General features: G+C 40.3%; 14 protein-coding genes. All 14 read right to left on the bottom strand.

The genetic code is table 11. From position 1 onward, the window contains the following. Positions 1 to 33: 33 nt before the first annotated feature. A complete protein-coding gene (locus tag BACINT_RS05770) occupies positions 34 to 1,008 on the bottom strand; it encodes a glycoside hydrolase family 43 protein (protein WP_007661305.1) in 975 nt (324 codons plus the stop codon). Between the two features lie 249 nt (positions 1,009 to 1,257). Further along, complete coding sequence (locus BACINT_RS05765; RefSeq protein WP_007661301.1) at positions 1,258 to 2,103, bottom strand: FAD:protein FMN transferase; 846 nt, start codon at positions 2,101 to 2,103, stop codon at positions 1,258 to 1,260. 84 nt (positions 2,104 to 2,187) lie between these two features. After that, entirely contained in the window at positions 2,188 to 3,528 is a 1,341-nt protein-coding gene (locus tag BACINT_RS05760) for a 3-keto-disaccharide hydrolase (RefSeq protein ID WP_007661299.1), read from the bottom strand. Positions 3,529 to 3,567: 39 nt separating this feature from the next. Next, the gene (locus BACINT_RS05755; protein WP_007661298.1) at positions 3,568 to 4,986 is read right to left on the bottom strand and encodes a Gfo/Idh/MocA family oxidoreductase; all 1,419 of its coding nucleotides are present in this window, start codon (positions 4,984 to 4,986) and stop codon (positions 3,568 to 3,570) included. Positions 4,987 to 5,028: 42 nt separating this feature from the next. Further along, complete coding sequence (locus BACINT_RS05750) at positions 5,029 to 5,277, bottom strand: hypothetical protein (RefSeq protein ID WP_007661297.1); 249 nt, start codon at positions 5,275 to 5,277, stop codon at positions 5,029 to 5,031. Further along, complete coding sequence (locus BACINT_RS05745; protein WP_007661296.1) at positions 5,274 to 6,566, bottom strand: Gfo/Idh/MocA family protein; 1,293 nt, start codon at positions 6,564 to 6,566, stop codon at positions 5,274 to 5,276. The genes BACINT_RS05750 and BACINT_RS05745 overlap by 4 nt, the downstream gene beginning before the upstream one ends. Before the next feature lie 157 nt (positions 6,567 to 6,723). After that, a complete protein-coding gene (locus BACINT_RS05740; RefSeq protein WP_007661294.1) occupies positions 6,724 to 10,674 on the bottom strand; it encodes a hybrid sensor histidine kinase/response regulator transcription factor in 3,951 nt (1,316 codons plus the stop codon). A gap of 24 nt (positions 10,675 to 10,698) precedes the next feature. Further along, positions 10,699 to 12,516 carry a glycoside hydrolase family 2 protein gene (locus BACINT_RS05735; RefSeq protein WP_007661292.1) on the bottom strand — a complete coding sequence of 606 codons (1,818 nt, stop codon included), beginning with the start codon at positions 12,514 to 12,516 and terminating at the stop codon, positions 10,699 to 10,701. 274 nt (positions 12,517 to 12,790) lie between these two features. After that, positions 12,791 to 13,249, bottom strand: coding sequence for a hypothetical protein (locus tag BACINT_RS05730; RefSeq protein WP_007661289.1), 459 nt, complete (start codon positions 13,247 to 13,249; stop codon positions 12,791 to 12,793). 40 nt (positions 13,250 to 13,289) lie between these two features. Further along, a complete protein-coding gene (locus BACINT_RS05725; protein WP_007661288.1) occupies positions 13,290 to 13,745 on the bottom strand; it encodes a DUF2589 domain-containing protein in 456 nt (151 codons plus the stop codon). Positions 13,746 to 13,779: 34 nt separating this feature from the next. Then, positions 13,780 to 13,977 carry a hypothetical protein gene (locus tag BACINT_RS05720; RefSeq protein ID WP_007661287.1) on the bottom strand — a complete coding sequence of 66 codons (198 nt, stop codon included), beginning with the start codon at positions 13,975 to 13,977 and terminating at the stop codon, positions 13,780 to 13,782. Positions 13,978 to 13,981: 4 nt separating this feature from the next. Continuing rightward, positions 13,982 to 14,611, bottom strand: a complete 630-nt coding sequence (locus tag BACINT_RS05715; RefSeq protein ID WP_007661286.1) for a DUF2589 domain-containing protein — start codon at positions 14,609 to 14,611, stop codon at positions 13,982 to 13,984. Positions 14,612 to 14,680: 69 nt separating this feature from the next. Continuing rightward, positions 14,681 to 15,346 carry a DUF2589 domain-containing protein gene (locus BACINT_RS05710; RefSeq protein WP_007661285.1) on the bottom strand — a complete coding sequence of 222 codons (666 nt, stop codon included), beginning with the start codon at positions 15,344 to 15,346 and terminating at the stop codon, positions 14,681 to 14,683. Between the two features lie 164 nt (positions 15,347 to 15,510). Continuing rightward, positions 15,511 to 15,870 (bottom strand): DUF3244 domain-containing protein, encoded by a 360-nt coding sequence (locus BACINT_RS05705; RefSeq protein WP_007661284.1) that lies wholly within the window; start codon positions 15,868 to 15,870, stop codon positions 15,511 to 15,513. Positions 15,871 to 15,964 lie beyond the last annotated feature (94 nt).

The following is a 15,964-nucleotide window of genomic DNA, read 5'->3' as shown; positions in this document are numbered from 1 at the left end:
AAAATCCAAAAGTTTATCTTAATTATTCATTAGTTATTTCACAACTACAGGTCGGATAACTGTTCCATGAATTGATGCTATCCCCTTATCTGAGAGAGTAAGATCCTTGATATAGGAAGAACGAGGTTGTACCTTCTCTTCACTGGCATGAGCATGAAATATGTATTTATAGCTTCCGTCTTCGCAGATAAAAGGAGCACCATGGCCAGTACCCGACAACCTCGCAGTCTGATCCATATCTCTCCTGAGAATGGGATTTCCACTATATTTCTCCCAAGGTCCGAAAGGAGAATCCGAGGTGGCATAGCCTACAGCATAATCCTTACTTTCAAAATGATTGGCTGAGTAAAGCAAATAATAGACTCCATTCTGCTTCAATATGGAAGGTCCCTCAGCTACAGTAGCCTGTTTACGTTCCCATTCATCCTGCGCTTCAATACACTTCGTCAATGTTTCCTCTTTCAAGCTTTTCAAATCAGAATTCATTTCTGCACACCAAATGACGTTTCCACCCGTAAAACGGACAAAATAGAGATATGCTTTACCATCGGAATCTATAAAAAGAGAAGGGTCAATATTCTTTTCACTACCAAAGAGAGGCTGCTTCACATCCTGCACAAACGGTCCTTCAGGCGAATCGGAAGTAGCAACACAAACCTGTTCGTTTACTGTATAGAACATATAAAACTTCTTCAACGATTCTACATAATAAACTTCAGGTGCCCAATAGCCTTTATTCCCCCAAGAATCTTCGGGTGCCAAAGCTAAATTGCGGTTCCGATGCCAATGTTTTAAATCGGTAGAAGTATAAACTTCGAACCCCCGGACATTTGTTCCATATGCATAATAGCAATCCTCGTAAAAGAGTACATACGGGTCTGCTATAGGCAAACGTTCTTCCAGTACCTCAAAATCATCATCTGTTGATGTAGGAGCAGACGGCTTTGTAGAATTTCCACAAGACGTCCATATAAAAAACAATAAGAAAAGTATTAAATGTGTTTTCATAAAATTGATATTTTCATGGTGATACAAAAGTAGAGAATCGAAAACACACAGGATAACAGAAAAGATTCAACGTATGGAATAATTACGTCAATTGCATCTTAGGACGCCTCCTTGACTGGATAATTACTTTTTCTGACGCAATTCTTACTTTTCAGGAGTATACATTTCTCTTCTTATACCACCATTTTTGTTTGTCATGTCTTTTATACTATGATAGAAATAGCATATATATCAAAGCAAAGAAAGATTTTAAAGATCAAGAATCAAACGTGGGCAGAATTCTACCTTCAAAAGTTCACGCTGACGAGCATCAGCTACGAATAAACTAGTCGACAACACCTCACCTACAGCTCCGTTAGCCGTAACAACTGCTACTTCCCTTTTCCCCTCTACCAGTTTTCCACTCTGAGGATCGATAATATGTTTCCGCTCATGCGAATCATTACCCGAAGTTGTGAGACATTCATTTTTAAGAAATATTTCCGGCCATTCTTTCGCTTGCGTGACAGCACTTTGTCCGAAGTTAACCTTCCACCCATCAGCCAATGGATGATGCCCCAAAGCCAATACAGAACTATTCCCCATATTAACCAATGCATTCTCTATTTCATATTGCTGAAGTAGCTCCCGTATCTTCTCCAAAGCATATCCTTTCAAAAAACCGGAAAGATTGATAGTCACTCCAGGTTGCAAAAAGAAGAGAGTATGTTCCTGAGGTGAGAGTTGAATACTATAGATAGAATTACGTGTATAATTAGCCGAATGAATAGTGACATCGAAACATCCGTCAGTTCGAGTATAACATTCTACACAGAAAGCAAGCATATCATAAAGCTCCTTACTGACCGGTTGTGGTTCCGTGGCTGCTGCACGGTTCAAATATGCCAGTTCACTCTCTACATCATAATAATTTGCCATCTTTTCCAAACGGCATAGCATTTCATGGACAGCACCGACCACAAACATCAAGGCCTCTTCACCTTGCTTGCTACACAGCACTATATCAACGCGTGTATGCATCGATGGAAACCAAGCATAAAGCAGTCCACCGTGGACAGATGAGAACTTATAAAGATGTTGAATTACATTCGACATTTTCAAATCTGTGTTTCTTAAGAGAAAAATGAAAAAGGCAAGCCACAGTGTTGCAACTTGCCCTTTTCGAAGACATAATATTAATTATAATTCTTTGATCTTTATATTCTTAAACCAGACTTCATCTCCATGATCTTGCAAAAGGATATTTCCTGACTCATGATTTCCGAAATTAGGCCAATTTTTATACTTGCTATAAGCAACCAATGCATCCCACATTTCATTCTGACGTGTGTATTCAATGAGCTTCACACCATTTAACCAATGTTCTACGTGATCACCTTTCACAACAATCATAGCCGTATTAAAGTCTTTCTTATTGAAAGGTTTGTTTGCCGGAGCAGGAATCAAATCGTAAAGCGAACCCAATTTACGGTTACCTTTTACGCCCAACTTAGCATCCGGATGCTTGTCATCATCAAGAATCTGAAACTCACAACCGATAGCTGAACCGGCTCCCTTATTCATATCAGGACTAACAAAATACTTCACACCGCTATTAGCACCTTCAGTAATCTTAAAATCAACTTTCAGAATGAAATTCTTGTACTTTTTAGTTGTTACGATGTCGCCACCGTTAGCAGATTCTGCACCGCCACTCTTCATTACTTTCAGGATGCCGTCTTCCATCTTCCAACCCTTTTCCGGGAAAGAGTTCAATCGAGCTCCTCTCCAGCCTTCGGAAGTCTTGCCATCCCAAAGGAGTGCCCAACCTTCTTTGGCTTCGTTCGGAGAAATTGTATTAGGAATAACATTGATTTCCGGTGCTTTTTGAGCTGTCTGGTAACGTTCTACATCTGTAGTACAAATGCGGATATTCTTCCAGCTAACAGTCTTTCCTTCATCAGCTGCGTTGCCGATAGCATGTACTTGCAAAGCAATAAAGCCTACAGGAGTCATATCATCCCAAATATTAGCACAAGGTACTCCATTAATCCAGGTAGCAATAGAATTACCTACAGCCTCAATACGAGCCTTATTCCACTCATTATTTTTGAAAGCTGTTTTAGCTGCTGGATTCTGTGTCAAAGGATACAGCCAGTTACGGCGAGCCTCATCATAGATACCACCCGACCATGCACGCTTTGAAGGGTCTATTTCAAACTGATAGCCATGTACACGGCCCTTCTGATAGTCTTTCTTGCTTTCACTACGTACTTGTACGCCAGAATTCAATCCATCGTCTATCTTGAAATCAAATTCCAGGATAAAGTCACCATACGTTTTCTTGGTAGCCAGGAAGGTATTAGGAGTATTCATCTTTGAAACACCCACAATAGCGCCATCCACTACTTTGTATTCGGCCTTACCATTCAGTTTCTTCCAGCCACTCAGATTCTTTCCATTGAAAAGAGGCTCCCAATTCTGTGCTGAAACCATAGAGGTACAAAACACAAACAGAAGCAACAAATAATTCTTTTTCATATTGATATCTCTTCTATTAATTATTTTAATATGATGCTATTACATTTTATAAAACTCATCCCATCCCTTACGTGGCGGTACTCCTACCAACATGGCATTAGCAAATTCATTATTCGTAATCTGCTTCGTGCGAGGATCAAAGAATAACTGCGTATTGAGACGCTGAGCCATTACTCCCAATGAGAATACCTGACCCAGAACACCGTTAATTTCAAACGGAGAACGAGTCTTTTCTTGACCCATACAAGCTAACAAGAAATTCTCAAAGTGATTGGACGGGCTCTTAGGCACTTCCGGTAACTTATCAGCCATTTCCTTTGCCTTTTCCTCAGGAATGATAGATAGTGTGCTACCGTGACTTCCACCCTTAAAGGTAAGTTCTTTTGAATAAATAATCTTTCCGGGATTCAACTTCGCAGCCGGAGCATCTCCCTGGTTTGTTGTAGGAATGTTAGGATCCAGACCGGATACACCATAACCGGCAGGGATAGGAGGAAGATTATCCAAACCATCGTACCAAGTGATATCAACCGGCGGCATACCCTTACGTTGAGGGAAGCGGAACAGGATCGTGGAAGAATAAGGGAAGAAGAAATCATTATGCCCGTTGGCATACTGCATCGTTATTTCATAAGGCAATCCCAATTCCAGGAACTCATGAACCGTATCCAGAATATGCGCGCCCCAATCGCCCAGACAGCCCATGCCGAAATCGTACCAGCAACGCCACTGACCCAAATGATAGTCCTTGTTATATTCATGATAAGGAGTTACTCCCAGCCAAGGGTCCCATTCCATATCTTTCGGCAATTGTTGTCCTGCAGGGAACTTATAGATGTTCGTATCCCACTTATGCCAACGACGGGGATTATTCATATGCGCTGTTACAGCCGTCACATCCTTGATGATACCGGCATCCATCCATGCCTTAAACTGGAAGTAATTAGCTTCAGAGTGCCCCTGATTACCCACTTGGGTCACCAGATTAGGCCGTTTCAACGCAGCCTGCATCAACAACTCACCTTCATAGAAAGTACGTGCCAAAGGCTTCTCTACATATACATGTTTACCTGACGCCAGAGCCAGCATGCTGATAGGGAAATGGGAATGGTCAGGCGTTGCTATAGCTACAGCATCAAACTCATTGCCTGCCTTATCGAACATCTGGCGAAAATCACGGAAACGCTTTGCTTTGGGATACTGGTTCATCACCTTTTGCGTATGGGGTGCTCCCATATCAACATCACACAAAGCTACAACCTCTACCATACCGGTACGGGCAAAGTCCCCAATAATCTGTTCGCCACGATTGCCAATACCTACATAGGCAATCTTCACCTTATCTGTTATCTTTCTTTGCGATGCAAAGGTGGGATTTGCCAGTATATCACCAGCACCCAATGCCAATCCGGCAGAAGCCATGGTCATGGTCTTCAAAAAATCTCTTCGTGTTGTCATTATCTCATTGGTATTAATTAAGTAATTCTATTTCAATTATCTCTATACTTCACTTTTCTTCTTAAGGAACAAATTTCTTATTCCGTAGAATAAAAGTCGCAATAGGGTCCAAAAGGCATAAAGCACACACGAAAATGCCAGAACATAGAAAATAGATGTCAGCATCTCCGAGAAAGGGGTTTTATAGGAGATTATTGCATACAAATTTGCCAAGTTGCCGATAATGAAACATACCAGCAAGGTCAGCAATTCTATCTTTTTCCGGCGAGCGGTAATAACTGTATTTTTCATACGGCTTCTATTGTTTTAGCTTTATGATTCAGATAATCTATTTTATACTCATCGGGGAAGTAAAGTACTTTTTCTTCCAGCAAAGCCTGATCGCCCAATAAGCACAGCATACTTGCATAATAACCCTCTTCGGCTATACGTTTCGGCTGCTTGCGGGTAATAGCGGCCTCTACAAAAGCCTCCAGCAGCAAAGAAGTACCATCCGATTTAGGACGTTCTCCCAAAATAAATTCTCCCTTGTTTTCGTTGGCAGTTTCCGGTGCCCAACTGGTACCGGCAAAAGGCAAAGAATCAAAGACTTTATTCTCCCAATCATTGATCATCTGCAAGAATCCGGGTGCAGGGGCTACACTCTCAAAATAATACTTACCCTTTTCAGGCTCTACTGTTCCCAGATTACCCATGATTTGCTCTTCCAAGCCATAGAATTTATTGGATATGACAGAATCGAACGTCATCTTCACTCCATTATCAAACACATATATACAACTTACATTGTCATACACTTCACGGCCGTCTTTCCAGTAAGTGATGGCTCCATGTCCCATCACCTTCTCAGGAAGCTTTTGCAAAGCCCAACTTCCGATCTGTAGCTGATGGCAAGCCAATTCAGTCATCAAACCCTTGGAATATTCGCGATACAAACGCCAGTTTATCAAACGTTCCAGCTCAGGCGAAGGAACTTCCCGTCTCCAATCTCCATTCCGGTTCCAGAAAGTACGGATAGCATTGATCTCGCCAAATGTACCGGCGTGTACCATCTCCATTACTTTTATATATCGCGGGTCGAAAAGGCGCTGCTGACCGGTGAAGAATATCTTGCCCGTACTGATGTGCTTCTGATAGATGCGGTAGCACTCTTCCATCGTAAAACCTATGGTCTTTTCACAGAACACATGTTTACCGGCGTCAAAAGCATCTAATACAATCTGGCAATGGGAATTAAGGGGAGTAGCCACCAATACCGCGTCAATCGTTTTGTCCTCCAGTAGTCTCCGGTAGTCATTATAAACCTTCGCTTTCGGGGCAAGTTTCAACCCCTCATCAATGGAAGGCTGGTAAATATCACACAATGCCACAATATCCACTTTAGGATTCTGTATCAGGAAACTCATCAAAAAGCGTCCCCGTGATCCCGGCCCAATAACAGCCAAACGGCATTTTTCATTGGAAGTTTCCTTAACTTCCGAAAAGGCAGAAAGCCAAGGACTTGCTGACAACAACACCCCAGCTCCAAGCACCCCTATATTTTTAAGGAATTCTCTTCTGTTGATTAATGTATCTTTCATAATATGGTCTTTAAAATAAAATCCAGATATACTCCTTTCTTTTTTCCAGGCAGAATACCCATATAAAAATAACAGCCCAAAAGTAGTGAAATTTTAAGATATAAAATATAAAAATCCACTCAAACAATGCAAAAATAGTACCAAGCCCTCCTCATAGCTATTTTATAAAGTCCTTAGGCAAAACACCAAACTGTTTCTGGAAGCATTTGGCAAAATAAGAAGGGGTATTAAAACCGATCATGTAACAAACCTCATTTATCCGGCATTCCCCCTCTTTGAGTAATTGCACCGCTTTCTTTAAACGCTCCAAACGAATGTAATCATTCGGAGTCATATCCAATATACCTTTTATTTTCCGGTTAAGACTCGAACGGCTCATATTCAGCTGGCTTGCCATATCATCCAAATTAAAGTCTGGATCCTGCATATTTGCGACCACTACTTCTTTCAAGGTCTTTAAAAAAGTTTCATCCGCTTTAGTCATTGCCATACTGTTGACCTGTTCAAAAGGTGAATGAACGAAAGCAACACGAAGTTTCTCACGGTTACTTAGCAAGTTAGAAACACAAACCTTAAGATATTCCACAGAAAAAGGTTTCTCTATATAGACATCCGCCCCAAGCTTCATACCTTCGATCTTAGCCTGAAGGGTGGTCTTAGCTGTCAATAAAATAACAGGAATATGGCTATAATCAACCGCAGATTTTAAATGCTCGCATAATTCCAGTCCATCCATTTCAGGCATCATGACATCCGAAATAACCAGATTGACAGTGTGTTCTTCCAATACTTTCAAGGCTTCCACACCATTTAAGGCTGTCAAAACCCGGTATTTCGCCGATAATTGTTTTACAATGAACGCCTGCATTTCCAAACTATCCTCTACAACAAGTAACGTATAACGATTTTGCGAATCAACTTCTTCTTTAGCCTCCTGACTTTCAAAAGATTCTTCAGGCACAACTTGCTCTTTTGTCTGTATTGTATGGGCATGTTTTATCGGAAGCGAAAGCAAAAACTGATTGCTTTCCATGGAATCTACCATACACAAAGTCCCTCCATGAAGTTCGGCAAGCGAACGCGCCAAAGGCAATCCTATACCCGTACCGGAAACAGAATGCAGCACTCCGGCTTTGTATTGAACGAATGGTTTAAATATCTCTTCACGCATCTCCAGCGGAACCACACGTCCGTCATTACACGCCAGGAGCAACATCTGATCCCCCTCAACATATAACTTAATGCGGATATATGTTTCCGAATATTTCACGCCATTTGTCATCAAATTACTGATGATCTTGGTCAGCCCTTCCCTATCTACCGAGGCATACAGACTCTCCGGAGAATCAATGGTAAGTTCCAGCCCCTTCTCACGTGCCAAAGGTTTAAAACGCTTATAGGTCTTTTGCAATATATCTACAACATTGCATTCCACAAAGTTCAATTGAAATCCTTGTGTCTCCGTCTTACGGAAATCAAGTAGCTGGTTCACCAAATCAAGCAACCGGTTTGTATTCAGATCCATCACTTCCAGATCGTCCCTGATTTCGTCAGAAACCTCTTTAGAAAGCAGGACATTCTCAAGCGGACTTTTTATCAATGTGAGCGGAGTGCGTATCTCATGCGCTACATTCGTAAAGAAATCGATTTTCGCAGAATAAAGCTCACGCTCCTTTTCCCGCTCAAACTTCTCCATTGCCAATCGATGCCTCTCTTGCGTCCGTCTTCTGAAATATAAAATAGTGGCAACCAATGAACACAGAGCCAAGATAACATAAATAACGTATGCCCACACTGATAAGTAAAAAGGAGGATGAATACGTACATTGAGCACCCGTTCCACATCATTCCACTTTCCGTCACCATTAGACCCTTTTATGCGCAGCGTATAACTTCCATAGGGTAAATTAGAATAAGTAATCATAGAATTTCGCCCCAACATATACCACTCCTGGTCAAAACCTTCCAGCTTATACATCAAGCGGTTCATCTCCGGTGCCTGATAGCTTAAAGCTGCCACCTGGAAGGCAAAAGAATTTTGGTCTGCATCAAGCTCTATATTGTCAGCATAAGTTATATTCTGCTGTAAAGGAGATCCCGGAGTATCCACAGAAAAGCGTTTATTAAACAGATAAAAGTCGGTAATAACCACCGGAGGAAGAAAGGTATTCTCGACAAAATTATCCGGATCAAATATGACAAACCCATTAATACTGCCAAAATAGATACGCCCTCTCTTGTCACGATATCCAGACTGGAAATTGAACTGATTGCTCAGTAATCCATTTGCCGTAGTATATACATGCATAGCCTCACTATCCGGATTAAAGCAAGTAAGCCCATAATTACTTGTAATCCAAAGGTTTCCCCGCTTGTCTTCAACCATTTTGTAGACGGTATTGTTAGGAAGCCCTTTCGACGTATCATAACGTGTAAAATTATCCGTTTCCCGATTATAACGGCAGAACCCCTTTCCCATCGTCATAAACCACAAACGCTTCTTGCTGTCCTCGCAAATAGAAATTACCTTGTTATAAGATAGAGAAGTCGAATCTTTTTCATTTGAAAGATAACTCTTCCATTGTTGGGTCTGAGTATTGTACGCGAATACCCCATTTGAGAAAGTAGCGAACCACAAATTCCCCTCAAAATCCTCTAAAATATCATAAACGAACAAATTTCCCAACTGTGGAATATGGGTAAAATTATCGAAAGAACGATTATATTTGAATAAACCGGATGTTGTTCCTATCCAGATATCCTCCGTAGCAGTTTTGCAAACAGTAAAAGCATCACTGGCAGTCAGCGCCCCTTCACCTTTATCTTTGAAATAATGCTTCACTTGTCTGGTACGTAAATTCACCTTATTCAATCCCCCCGAAAAAGTACCGACCCATAAATCATCTCCATCCAGACAAAGAGCATGGACATTCTTATATATATCCGGATGCTCAAATGGTACTATTTTTTCTGTCTCCGGATCAAAATTAAACAATCCTTTATCTTCAGTACCTATCCATAAAGTACCGTCATTGCCTTCACATATCTCACGTACCCGACGCCCCAAGAACTTGATCTCCTCTCTCGGATAAAACTTCTCAAAATAGGTCCATTGATACGGATAATAATTTACGCCACCAAAATAAGAACCTACCCACATTCCATTCTCACTATCGCGATAAATCGAATAAATAGCATTGTCTGATAACGCATAGGAGTCATCTTGATCGGGTACTGTCAGATGTGTGATCTTGTCGGTCGTCAAATTATAAATGTACAATCCCTTTTCCGTACCTACCCATAATTCATCATCGGACTTAAATTCTAACGTACGTGCAAAAGCATCCAAAATCCTACGGGATTTACCCGTCACAAAATTAACCTCAGTCAATCCGTTCGATGATGCTATGTAAGTGTAATTATGAGGACCGACAATCTCACAATTGATGATATCATCTTTGAATATCTCATCGCCATTCGCATCCTTAAAAGGCTGTAAAGGCGATTCAAAGTCAGCCTTTGTATAATAAAGATTATCACCATACAATGCCAGCCAACAGGTATTCCCATTTAACCAGAAACGATGAACGTTGGCCAGTCCTGCATCATGAAGGTAATTCTGCAATTTGTTTTCGCTACTATTATAGTAAAACAGCCCCTGATTCTCAACCGATATCCAAAGATTTGAATGTTCATCGCACCTTATCATAGTTACGAAATCCCGAATAATGGTCCCTTTATCACTTACTAAATTGAATTCGGTAAAAGAATCAAGTATAGGATTATAAATATAAAGTCCACCATCGGTTCCGACCCATATATTCCCCTTACTATCTTCATAAAGTACCGTTATGAAATTCCTGCCCAGATTTGAATTTTCATTGTTATAGATGCGGAAAGACAAGCCATCGTAGCGGCTCAAGCCATCTTTAGTACCAAACCACATAAAGCCTTTCTTATCCTGGAAAATACAATTCACAGAGTTCTGAGAAAGACCATTTCTGATATCTACCGTTCTGAAATAATAGTGAACGGTATTATAGGCATAGGACGGCAATGCCGTCACTATGCACAAACAGAGGAAAAGCTTTATAATAGTTCGATTCATAGTTCCCTCCTTTTTTAGGAAAGATTATTTCTTTAATGAATTACAAATACGTGTATTAATTTCTTTCACACGCTTTTCATCCAACTTGATTACCTTACGGTCATAAGTTATAAAACCATTCACTTCCACTTCTACGTCAGTAGTCTGCGTATAAACAGCTGCCGAGAATCCTCTGTCAATCATCCGATATAACATATCGGCATACTTCACATATTCATCAGTAGCCTCTTTAGAAGAATTGAACTGTACATAACCCCAGTTACGGTTCGGCTCCCAAAGGTGATCTTTCAAAACCAAACCGATACCACCATATTCACCTAAAACCGTTGCACGCTGACCGTCATATAAAAACATTTCCGGTGCAGGATAATGGTGCAAGTCAAGCATATCACCACAGGGATAATGGTTACCACCACTTGCCGGATTCACCAGACGGGTCGGATCATATTGCTTTGTCCATTCAGCTATTTCTACCGTTTTAAATTGTCCCCAAGCTTCGTTGAACGGCACCCACGTACCAATACAAGGATAAGAATACAGGCAATCTATGATTTCCTTCCATTCTTTGCGATAATAGCCTTCAGATTCAGCAGAACGCTTCATTTCCGTACCATTAAAATATTGACGCATCTGCCACTGTGGATTACGGTCACCACTCGGCATATCTTGCCATACAATAATTCCAAGCTGGTCACAATAGGTATACCAACGGGCAGGCTCAACTTTGATATGTTTGCGAATCATATTAAAACCAAAATCTTTCGTCTTCTGGATGTCATACAGCAAAGCTTCATCCGTAGGAGCTGTATACAAACCATCAGGCCACCAACCCTGATCAAGCGGTCCGAACTGGAACAACGCTTCATTATTCAATTCCAGGCGTACAATACCGTTAGCATCCCGGCGAGTAGAATATTTACGCATAGCTGCATAGCTATCCACCTTGTCCACAATTTTACCTCCATCCTTCAGAGCTACTTTCAAGGTATAAAGGAAAGGAGAATCAGGACTCCATAATTTAGCATTTTCAGGCATCGCTACCTCTACAGCTTCTCCATTGATACTCTTACCGACAGCTACCAGCTGATTGCCATCATATACATTCACTTCAACGAGGTCTGTTGCACAATTGGCATTCAGTTCAGCCTTTACCGTCAACAAATTGCGGTCAATATCAGGAGTAATGCGAAGGTTTTCAATATGTTTTCCACTAACAGGTTCCAGCCATACAGTCTGCCAGATACCAGTAACAGGAGTATACCAGATACCCTCCGGTCTGCTGACTTGCTTACCACGCGGCTGAGGTCCTCTATCCGTGGGGTCCCAAACCTTTACAACCAAACGATTACTGCCTCTAGCTGATAAAGCCGGGGTAATATCAAAGGAGAAAGGAGTGAATCCTCCGATATGGCTTCCCACCTTAACATCATTCACCCATACATCTGTTTTCCAGTCTACAGCACCGAAATGCAGCAGAATCTGCTTTCCTTCCCAAGCCGATGGAACATCAAAACTACGTTGATATACCAATTCCTGCTTTTCGTTTATCCTCTTGCCTACTCCCGACAAAGAAGATTCCACAGCAAACGGCACAAGTATTTTACCTTCAAAATCAGCCGGAATATGCCCACCTTTATCAATAATGGCGTAATCCCACAGCCCATTCAGGTTTTTCCAATCATTACGCTGCATAATGGGTCTTGGATACTCGGGCAATACATTTGAAGGATCAATTTGCTCCGCCCATTCTGTTTTAATCTTATCTCCGGCCGGTTTCCATTGTGCCGAACTCTCCAAACTAAAAAACGTTACCAAAGATAACGCAATAAATAATTTCTTCATGGTATGTAACTATTCTAAATGTTTGGAAGCAAAGTTAGCCACTAATTCATTTTCAAAATAACGCAATTGGTTCAATAAATGCAAGAATCTTATCATTTAATAACTAAATGTAGAAAGAAATAATCAATCTGCCAAGATAATAGTAGGAACTTAGAAAGCTACAACTACAGCCTTCTAATCAGATCAATAACAAAATTGACTTCTTGCAGGCAAACAAATAATGTGTTGCCTGCAAGAAGTCAATGCCTTGCAAAAACAGAACTTTCAGGAATATTCAGACATTAAACCAATATACTTTTTCATCCTTTTCATTATCTCTTACATCCACATGTACCCATGAGATAGGAACTCCTTTTTGCAGATGTTCAAAGCGGATATTGCAAGGTAGTTTATCAGCAGACTCCTGAACTTTATGTCTTGCACTTTCTGCTGTCATTCCACAATCTGCCGGTAACAGGATATCGACGGCTTTACCTTGTATATGAGTCGTAATATAGGGAGTCTTATTATTCTGAACAAGATTGCATAAATGACATCTTAGCCCCCTTTGATACACTTTCATCTTGGGCTGATTAATTGTAAGAGGAACACCCAGTATTTCACGGATAATATCTAATGTCTTCTTTAAATCTTCATCCAGAAAAGACCATATCTGTTCTTCCGAATAGCTCTGCATCACATGATTACAGACTAATTCCTGAATTTTGAAGTACTTACATTTATAAACACTCATAGTAGCTTCAATTTTTAAAATGAATAACTGAGAAATTCTATCAGGTAATCTGCCTCTTCAAAGCATTGGCATATCCTTCAATAATCAATTCCAGCCCGTCCGTCAATTCTTGTGGCGAAATAACAATTTCCAGTTTCCCAACCGTAGCATTCTCCGATGATTTATTATTGGGAAAACTGATTTGCAATTCATTGTTTATAACCTCCAATGCAAACTCTGCCGTCACTGTAGCTTTCTCTATTTTAGAGGCTGTGACGGGCACCAATGTAATTAAGGGAACCTGAACCGTTGTAGTGGTAACTGCCCCGGCATCATCCAAAGTAGGATATTCAAGTTGCACTATCTTCGGAATCAATGCTCCTTTATCTTTTCCTACCCCGACAACCGGTTTCTCAAAATACTTATCCAACAAGCCTTCATTCTTGTCCATCAGTGAGTCACTGGCACTAACAATGGCATGGTGGATGGCTTCCACAAACAATTTAAAACTAATCATATCGATAAATTTAATGATTCGACGCTATACCATTTCACTCTTTCTGAGGAGATAATTTCTTCAGCTTTTCAAAATTATCAACAGCCTCATTCACTATCGGACGACTCTCTGTACTCAATCCAATGGCTGCCTGACAATTAGGACATGAAAATTGCATACCTTGAACTAACAAATGCAAATCAATGGGAATTTGAGTTTTGCATACCGGACACGGAATATACTGATCTATCATACTTTTATTTTTTTTCTGACTGTTTATCTATTTTCTGTATGGGTTGTATTGATTTCGTATACAAATCAAGTATAGTCAATACTCCTTTGGGCAAAGGCAATCTGCCTGCATGAATATTTACTTTAAGGCGGCTTGACAAAGTGCTATCATATTGCTCATGCGAATTCCTCTTATACTCCTGTTTGGCCGGAGCAATTCTTCCGTTCAAAACCGCCTTCCTCTCTACAAGTTGTACATCCGCATTCACTTTTGATTCATAATTATAAGAACCCACCGATGTAATCTCCAGATCAAAATCTACATTGATCTTATCTATTGCAAGAGAATTTAAAGGCAATAAACACAGCAAAGGAACCTGAAAAGCCATTTTATTGATAGAGATGTATTCTGGATCAGTCGGTTGCTTTGTATGATCAACAACCGGCTGACTCAGTATCATCTCTATCATAAGAGGCTGACGCAAGTCACTTCCCTCCTCCTTTGTGAAGCAATAATCAAGCAAAAATTGAGCCTGCCCGGTCAGCATCATAACATTGGCCTTGGATGCCGCTACCAAAGGAGCACCAATGATCGACTCAATATTAAGTTCTGCCCCAAATTGAGGTTTGAATGTACCTTGCTCGTTTTCAGCCATATTTTTTTCTTTTTACTTGATATCAAATATTTTATCCTATTTACTTAGTAGCAGGAATAATCCTATTCTTTACGGTTGTGCACTAGGACTCTTCAACTCTATCGGTTGAATTGCTTTTGTAAATGCTTCGATGATAGTATTTACTCCTTTAGGAAGTGGAAGCTGACCTGCATGTACATTAACAGTATACTTAGCAGAATTACTCTTCTCATAATGCGTATTATGAGTCTCAGAATCCTTTGAAGAATAGCTGGCCGATCCTTTAATAGATACAGACAGTGGTCCCCAACCTAATTTTGTTTCAAAACTACCCTCTCCTTTACTCTCAGATTCTTTTGCCTTATTGTCATCTTCTGAGAAACTTGATTTCACTTCCATTTCAAAATTAATATCCACAGTTTCAACAGCGAGGGAATTAATAGGAAGAATTGTAAGCAGAGGCAAAGTAAATTTGGTTGAAGCTGGTTTAATAACAGGATCGGCGCCCTCAGTAGCTCCCGGACCAATAACACTCCTGGTGAGAATCATATCGATCATAATGGGTTCATACTGATAACTCTTCGGTTCGGTTGTACTAACTTCCTTTCTGTTAAAACAAGTGTCCAACATAAATCTTGTTTGAGTAAGAGCCATTGCAGAATTCGCTTTAGCAGCTGCATTCAAAGGACCTCCGATTAAACTTTCCATTGGCAGCCCGGAGAACTGCTGCGACATTGACAATAAATTTGTATCCATACTAATGTGTTTTAAAGAAGTTATTAAAAAAGTTAACTAAAACTCAGAAATTTCCTAATCACTGTTTTTATGCGATTGAATAGGCGGACAAAAAAACCTTTCTTCCTTTTAGGTAGTTCTGTCGGATAAAACCTGATAGTAATGTGTTCACCCATAGCACTTCCCTACACAAATTCCACTGTATAAGATTCACCCGAATTGGCCAAGGCTACAACAAGAGTATTACCGATAAAAGTGCCAGAATACACGATTTCACCGAAACCAGCATCTTTAACTACCAAACATTGATTGTCGATAGAAGTCTCGAAACAGATATAAAGTTGATTATCCTGAATATAACCCGGAATTATAGGATATATGGAACGAACTGATCCATTCCCTTTTAATAAATGAATATTAATCGGTCTTTTGATTTCCTTCTTTTCTGTAGGAACAGATGCAGATTCAGCTGATGCATTTAAAGATATACAAAGCGGCTGCATTATAAATAAACCACTGAATAGAACAAACGATAATGCTTTCATATGTCTCACACTTATTAGAGATTAATAATGTGACGAAGTTAGTGACATAAAAGCAAAAAACAGAATAAAAATGATAACATCTAATTACAACAAC

Origin of the sequence: Bacteroides intestinalis DSM 17393 (assembly GCF_000172175.1) — a bacterium.
GTDB lineage: Bacteria > Bacteroidota > Bacteroidia > Bacteroidales > Bacteroidaceae > Bacteroides > Bacteroides intestinalis.
Note: the sequence above shows the minus strand (reverse complement) of the source record. Positions and strands in the feature narration are given on the sequence as shown.

Coding starts and splice junctions, on each gene's coding strand:
- BACINT_RS05770 (WP_007661305.1), bottom strand. CDS start 1,008: ATGAAAACACATTTAATACTTTTCTTATTGTTTTTTATATGGACGTCT.
- BACINT_RS05765 (WP_007661301.1), bottom strand. CDS start 2,103: ATGTCGAATGTAATTCAACATCTTTATAAGTTCTCATCTGTCCACGGT.
- BACINT_RS05760 (WP_007661299.1), bottom strand. CDS start 3,528: ATGAAAAAGAATTATTTGTTGCTTCTGTTTGTGTTTTGTACCTCTATG.
- BACINT_RS05755 (WP_007661298.1), bottom strand. CDS start 4,986: ATGACAACACGAAGAGATTTTTTGAAGACCATGACCATGGCTTCTGCC.
- BACINT_RS05750 (WP_007661297.1), bottom strand. CDS start 5,277: ATGAAAAATACAGTTATTACCGCTCGCCGGAAAAAGATAGAATTGCTG.
- BACINT_RS05745 (WP_007661296.1), bottom strand. CDS start 6,566: ATGAAAGATACATTAATCAACAGAAGAGAATTCCTTAAAAATATAGGG.
- BACINT_RS05740 (WP_007661294.1), bottom strand. CDS start 10,674: ATGAATCGAACTATTATAAAGCTTTTCCTCTGTTTGTGCATAGTGACG.
- BACINT_RS05735 (WP_007661292.1), bottom strand. CDS start 12,516: ATGAAGAAATTATTTATTGCGTTATCTTTGGTAACGTTTTTTAGTTTG.
- BACINT_RS05730 (WP_007661289.1), bottom strand. CDS start 13,249: ATGAGTGTTTATAAATGTAAGTACTTCAAAATTCAGGAATTAGTCTGT.
- BACINT_RS05725 (WP_007661288.1), bottom strand. CDS start 13,745: ATGATTAGTTTTAAATTGTTTGTGGAAGCCATCCACCATGCCATTGTT.
- BACINT_RS05720 (WP_007661287.1), bottom strand. CDS start 13,977: ATGATAGATCAGTATATTCCGTGTCCGGTATGCAAAACTCAAATTCCC.
- BACINT_RS05715 (WP_007661286.1), bottom strand. CDS start 14,611: ATGGCTGAAAACGAGCAAGGTACATTCAAACCTCAATTTGGGGCAGAA.
- BACINT_RS05710 (WP_007661285.1), bottom strand. CDS start 15,346: ATGGATACAAATTTATTGTCAATGTCGCAGCAGTTCTCCGGGCTGCCA.
- BACINT_RS05705 (WP_007661284.1), bottom strand. CDS start 15,870: ATGAAAGCATTATCGTTTGTTCTATTCAGTGGTTTATTTATAATGCAG.